This is a genomic window from Spirulina sp. 06S082 (assembly GCF_034932145.1).
In the GTDB taxonomy this organism is placed as follows: domain Bacteria; phylum Cyanobacteriota; class Cyanobacteriia; order Cyanobacteriales; family Spirulinaceae; genus CCY15215.
The window spans coordinates 1-6,586 of record NZ_JAYGHV010000330.1 but is presented as its reverse complement, the minus strand read 5'-3'; the positions used below and the strand labels follow the sequence as shown (position 1 = coordinate 6,586).

The window sequence follows — 6,586 nt, the reverse complement described above, 5'->3', positions numbered from 1 at the left end:
CTCCTATTTCTAGGGTAATGTTAGCTTCGACAAGGTTAAAAGGGCTTGTTAGGTTAGCAGCACTATTTCAGTGACCTTAAAATTGTTTAACTGCTAACGACAGAGCGAGGAACTAGCTTCGCATTCCAAGGTGTCGTGACCCAAATAACGTAGTACGCGGGGTACTGAGTCTGGTCAGAATGGCCTGTTAGATTTCTCTTTCAAGCCTCACGCCTTTAGGCTGAGGTTCCTGACCTGCTCTCATCAAAACCTCTAGATATCATAACCTAGTTGGTTGTTGCTTGTTGTCTACTCTCCATTGATAATTGATAATTGATAATTGATGATTGATAATTGAAAAGGCGCATGGACATTAAAGCAGTAGAGACAACACAATGGGATTGGAGTGGCGATGCACTGGCGATTGGGCTATTTGAAGGTGCTGTGGCAGTCACGGGGAATTTAGCCTCCTTGAATGACAAACTCGACGGGACGATCGCGGAGTTAATCGCTGAAACGGAATTTACGGGGGGTGTCGGTAGCTCTGCGGTGACTCGAGTTGGGGGGAAAAGTCCCATTCGCAAAATTATTTTAGTGGGGTTAGGGAAAGAGGAAGATTTCAAGCTAAATGGCATCAGAAACAGTACGGCAACGATCGCCCGCATTGCTAAGGCTGAAAGGGTGAAAACTCTCGGTATTGGGCTACCAGTGTCTGGGGATGGGGCTTTGAGCGCCCACGCGATCGCGGAAGGATTGTTGCTCACTTTGCACCTAGACAATCGCTTTAAGTCGGAAATCGAAGATAAAGGAGATTGCCTTGAAACCGTTGAACTCTTGGGGCTGGGAAACCAAGATACGGCGATTCAAACCGCGACGGCGATCGCCTCGGGGGTGATTCTGGCGCGGGAATTGGTCAATGCTCCAGCGAATGCTGTAACCCCCACCACTCTCGCGGAAACGGCTCGGGATCTTGCGTTTAATTATGGTTTGGAGTTGACCATTCTCGAAAAAGAAGACTGTGAAAAGTTGGGCATGGGGTCTTATTTGGGAGTTTCTCAAGCCTCAGACTTGCCTCCCAAGTTTATTCACCTCACTTATAAGCCAAAAGGAACGCCGCGCCGCAAGGTGGCGATCGTGGGCAAAGGCGTAACCTTTGATTCTGGTGGCCTCAATTTAAAGGTGAGTAAGGGCATTGAAACCATGAAAATGGATATGGGCGGTGCAGGGGCAACTTTGGGGGCTGCTAAGGCGATCGGGCAACTGAAACCAGATGTTGAGGTGCATTTTATCAGTGCGGCGGCGGAAAATATGGTCAGTGGCAAGGCGATGCACCCTGGGGACATTCTCACGGCTTCTAATGGCAAAACCATTGAGGTGAATAATACTGATGCAGAGGGGCGTTTAACGTTAGCTGATGCGCTGGTATTTGCTGAGAAATTAGAAGTTGATGCCATTATCGATTTAGCGACTTTAACGGGGGCTTGCGTGATTGCTTTGGGGGAAGAGATTGGCGGTTTGTGGAGTACCGATGATAGCCTCGCCCGAGAACTACAAGAAGCGGCAGAATTAGGGGGCGAAAAGTTCTGGCAAATGCCTTTAGAGGAGAAGTATTTTGAGGGGCTAAAATCTCCAATTGCTGATATGAAAAACACGGGTCCGCGTTATGCTGGATCGATTACGGCGGCTTTGTTTTTAAAGCAGTTTGTTGAGTCAACGCCCTGGGCGCATTTGGATATTGCGGGACCGGTTTGGGCTGATAAGGAAGGGGGTGTAAATAATATTGGTGCAACGGGTTATCCGGTGCGAACTTTGGTCAATTGGATCGTAGGTTAATACCATTAGGACTTACGCAATTAGGGCAATTAGGACTTACGCAATTAGGGCAATTAGGACTTACGCAATTAGGGAGCGAGACGCTCCCACTACTGTATTCTCTGGCTATAGTAGTGCGTGTATCTTGTCCGTTAATGCGTAAGTCCTCATTAATAGGATTACAAAGATTTCTTTATATAAGTTACTTTTACGAGTATTTTAATCTACTTATCAGTTATCGCAAATATAAAAAAATACAAAAGAATTGACGGATATATTTTTGTCTATGATATTGTCTAGTGGTTTGTCAGAGTTTTTTTTGCGAGCAAGGGCGATCGCGATAACCCGAATCCATTTCAATGGATTTTTCGTATGAGACAGGGATTTTCAATCCCTGACGGATCGCGCTATACTCGTCATTTTAGGGATGGCAGACCACTAGCATATAAAACTGTTATAAGGGATTGACTAGAGATATTGTTATTTAACTAACCCGTCAGAATCATAAGTGTTATGAGTCAAAAAACTTACGAAATTTTCCAGGCAGTGGAGAACCAAGCAATACACCTCGCTGGTTCTTGGGAGAACTTCAAAACTTCAATGATTCGTCATCTTCCGGAATCTTATCATTCCGAGATAGACGAATTATCAAACAATCTAAAGACTGCTTTAGAAAAATTCCTTGATGAACTGCGTCATCCTACATTGATCTTAGCAACAACTGGCACAACCAGTAGTGGGAAAAGTACACTGGTGAATTTTATTTGTGGTGCTGATATTATTCCCACAGCAGTGAGTGAAATGAGTGCAGGAGTAGTTACTATTGAGTATAGCGAAGAAAAAACTTTAATAATTGAAGAAACACCTGGAGCATTGTGGGAATGTGGTAAATGGAATAATATTAAAGAGGAACAAATCTATACGCTCCTAGAAAAAGCTATGATTAGTTATCTTGATAATAAAGAAGCGCAACCCAACCTGGCTTATCCTAAATTTACAATACATTATCCTTTCAGGCTTTTTAAAGAATACGAACGAGATTTACCAAGAGGTGTAAGAGTTAAAATTCTAGATTTTCCAGGATTATCTTATGTGGGTGATGATAGTAATATGGAAGTTATTAAGCAATGTCGTGAGGCTTTATGCTTGGTAACATATAATAGTCAAGAAACTGATCCTCAGAAAGTCAAAAATCTTTTATTACAGGTAGTTGAAGAGGTTAAATGTTTGGGAGGATCTCCAGAACGAATGCTATTTATTTTGAACAAAATTGATGTTTTTCGAGCCGATAAAAATTGGCCAGAAAGCGAGAGACGTTTTATTGAAAAAATAACAAGAAATATTAAAGCTGAACTTACTGAACAACTAAAAGAATATACCAAAGCTATTGAAAATCTTCAAATTATTAAGTTAAGTACATTGCCTGCTTTATTATCTTTACAGATACAAAGTAGCGATAAAAATAAGAGTAATTTAGCTTGTACAGAAGCCGATCGTAAATGTAATCTCTTAATCGAAGAAACAATCTTGGATGAGTTGCCACGAAAAGCTGAAAATTGGTCTCAACAGGATCGAGTACGAGTGGCTGAAGATTTATTACAAAAATCCTACGGTAAAGAATTTCAACAAGATTTAAACAAACATATTACAGAACATTTTCCTAAGTTAGTTATTCCCCAAGCGATAGAAAAGTTTAATGTAGCTGCGGGCAATAGCATTGCACAATGGGCAGTACAAACAACAACTGCCATTTTGAATAGTTCAGAAGAAAATCATCAAGAAGAGTACGAAAAAATAGAAAATATAAACTCTTCTCTAAATGAGTTTATTGAAATTAGTAATCGGAATTTTCGCGCCCCTTTTGAAGAAATTGATCGAGGATTACAAGAATATCTAGATCTAGATCGGCAAACAGAAGGCGATCTGGTCAATATTTTCGATAACAATATTATAAAAATTATAAAACTTCTTCAAAGTATAGAAATTTATAGTAAAATTTTAGAAAATAGTAAAATTCTAGAAAAATTAGCTCCCCTTGTTGATTGGAAACAATCTCTAAATAGAGGAGTTGGTGCAATTTTAGAAGCAGTAGCCAAGTCCTTAGATGAAGCAAAAATTTCTCTCGATCATCCGTACTTTAAAAAGGCTAATTCTCAACAAGTTAAGTTACTTAAAAGCGATTTAGAGAGACTAATTCAATTGGGTTATAGTGGTACAACAGCAAAAGAAGGAGAGATAAGAGTTGCAAAAACAGAAGATGAAAAAGAAAAATTGGAGAAACTCAAAGAAGGCTTAAATGATTTATCTAAGCATCTTAATCCAATTATAGTGCAAGTTCTATCTGATTTATCTGAACAACAAAAAAACAGAATATATGAATCAGTCTCAGAATTATTCAAATATCATCTTACTTATCTAGAGCAAGGTTCAAATAATATTGCGCCAAATATTGTCATAAAATTCCCTACTTCTGATATTGAAAAAGTTATAAAAAAATTAAATTTTAACTTAAATTTAAAATCTCAGTTAAATATTCAATCTAACAGATATGCTGAAAAACATAGGACTTGGAGACATTGGTTTTGGATTTTGCCTAAAAAACAAGATCAGCTTTTTAGTGATGATGCTAATATCCCTAGCACTGAAAAGATGTTAGAGGATTGGGATAAACAATTAAAAAAAGTTGAACCTGATATATTAAAACAAGTCATAGAATGGTTATCAGAACAAATCAATGATTTACAAAAGAATGTAGATAAAACTCAAAACGATATCATTAATCTCTATCTAGATCGATTAAAGAAGGCTAGAAGAGAAACTGAGTTTGATCTTGAAAAACAGCGCGATATCTGGAAACCTATCCAGCAAAATGCGAAAAACTTAGCTACAGAATTTTCTAAATTAGGTAAATTTCAAGAGGAGGAAGACTTGAGTGCTAAACCAATTAATTGAATTTGAAGGTATATTCGGTACCGCTTTTATTTTACTCTCAGGATTTGCATTTGTAAAATGGAAATCCTCAAGGTATAATCGACAACAAGAGAAACAAGAGACGTTGATAGAAAAATACGCTAGTGATTCAAGTCAACCTACTGCTATTTGTCTAGAAATTTCTGCATCAGAATTTGCTAGTTTAGAAGTGGGACAATTCATCGAGCAAAATCAAATTGTTCAACTAATTAATTCAGCATCAGACATCTTATGTACTACAGTAGAAGAAGCCGATCGATTAGCTGTTGATATTGACAAATTTCAAAATCACTCACCTAACAGTCAGCTTAATTTTTTTATCAGACGTAAATGTTTTATCAGAATCGATATTCCTAATGGAGGAGAAATTATGGGCAAAAAAAATAAATATGTCATTACACGAGATATGCCTGTTGGTGCAAAAGGTAAAATTAAAAAGTTAGGTCGTTTAAGAAGTCTCAATGGTTTAGAATCATTTAACCGAATTTAAGGAGTTAAACAATGGATTGGAAATCAGCCTCATCTTACTATGAAACTCGTCTTAGTGATGTCTTAAACATACAACACTATGCCCTTGATTTAGCCAAACTTCCCCAAGCCGAAGTTCCCTCTAAATTAACAGAAATACTTGTCCAAGAAGCAGAACCTACGAACCGCCAACTTGAACGATTGAGAAAGCGAGAATTTCGTATTGCTGTTGTAGGGCTAGAAAAAGCTGGAAAAAGTACCTTTATTAATGCTTGGTTAGAATGTGACTTGCTTCCTGCTAAAGGTGGAAGATGTACTTTCACCACTACCCAAATTTATTCCGTCAAAAGTGAATCAGAGCAAAGACTAGAAGTTCAAACTCGTACTGAAGAACAGTTTAGTCATTTACTTAAGGAATTAGAAATAGGGGGTGCAAATGAAGACTTAAAAACAATTCGAGAGAACGAAATAACTTTACAACAAGTTAGAAGAGAAGGAAATATTATTATTCCTTTTACCCGATTAGAAGACATTCGAGGACAACTTAACAAATATGTCGCTGATGAAAAATATGCTCATGCTGTTCTAGAAGCCAGACTGTATACGAATAAACTTGCTCAAGCAGAAGGAATTGTTTTTTATGATGTTCCAGGTTCAGATTCAGGGTTAGCCAAGCACGTTGACGAAGCACAACAAATGCTTTCAGACTGTGATGCGGTAATAGTCATTCAGCGCTTTCGCAGTATTAGAGAAGCCGAACTAGAAATTATTAAATTTACCGAACAAGGTGATAAAAATGTGACTATTGCGGATAAACTTTTTGTTTTTTTAAGTCATATAGATGCTTTAGGTAGTGCAGAAGCTCTTAGAACCCATATTAAAGAAGCCTCTCAAGATTGGTTAAAACGTGCTGATTTACCTGATAATCGTATTGTTTCTGGTTCAGCCGGTGCCTATCTGATTCTAAATAATCTTGCAGAAGAACATACCCAATTAGAAATTGGCCAAGCCAGTAATATCAGAGAAAAACTAAGAAATTTAACAAGTATTGCTGATGATGAAAAATTAAAAACGGAAGGAACTGGAATTCCTGAAATCAAGAAGAGGATATTCAACTATATTAATACCGAACGAGTGAGTATTCTTGAAAAACGATGTAAAGCCTCTATCGATAAAATTGTTACTACCTCAGAAAAAATTCACCATCTTGTCAATCAAAAATTTTCGGAAAATCCCGAAGAAGCACAGCGTTTTGAAGAAGAGAGAAGACGCATATCTTTTACAGAATGGTGGGATAGTAAATGGGAAGAAATCAAAGCTGAGTTACAAAAATTTTATGAAATTGGTGTGATTAATC

General features: G+C 37.8%; 4 protein-coding genes. All 4 read left to right on the top strand.

Features of this window, described 5'->3' with window-relative positions; genetic code table 11:
* Window positions 1–345 precede the first annotated feature (345 nt).
* Window positions 346–1,812 carry a leucyl aminopeptidase gene (locus VB714_RS20405; protein WP_323226522.1) on the top strand — a complete coding sequence of 489 codons (1,467 nt, stop codon included), beginning with the start codon at window positions 346–348 and terminating at the stop codon, window positions 1,810–1,812.
* Window positions 1,813–2,304: 492 nt separating this feature from the next.
* Complete coding sequence (locus VB714_RS20400; protein WP_323226521.1) at window positions 2,305–4,743, top strand: dynamin family protein; 2,439 nt, start codon at window positions 2,305–2,307, stop codon at window positions 4,741–4,743.
* Window positions 4,724–5,251, top strand: a complete 528-nt coding sequence (locus VB714_RS20395) for a hypothetical protein (RefSeq protein WP_323226520.1) — start codon at window positions 4,724–4,726, stop codon at window positions 5,249–5,251. The genes VB714_RS20400 and VB714_RS20395 overlap by 20 nt, the downstream gene beginning before the upstream one ends.
* An 11-nt stretch (window positions 5,252–5,262) precedes the next feature.
* The coding region (locus tag VB714_RS20390) for a dynamin family protein (protein WP_323226519.1) at window positions 5,263–6,586 on the top strand (1,324 nt) is incomplete at its 3' end.

Coding starts and splice junctions, on each gene's coding strand:
- VB714_RS20405 (WP_323226522.1), top strand. CDS start 346: ATGGACATTAAAGCAGTAGAGACAACACAATGGGATTGGAGTGGCGAT.
- VB714_RS20400 (WP_323226521.1), top strand. CDS start 2,305: ATGAGTCAAAAAACTTACGAAATTTTCCAGGCAGTGGAGAACCAAGCA.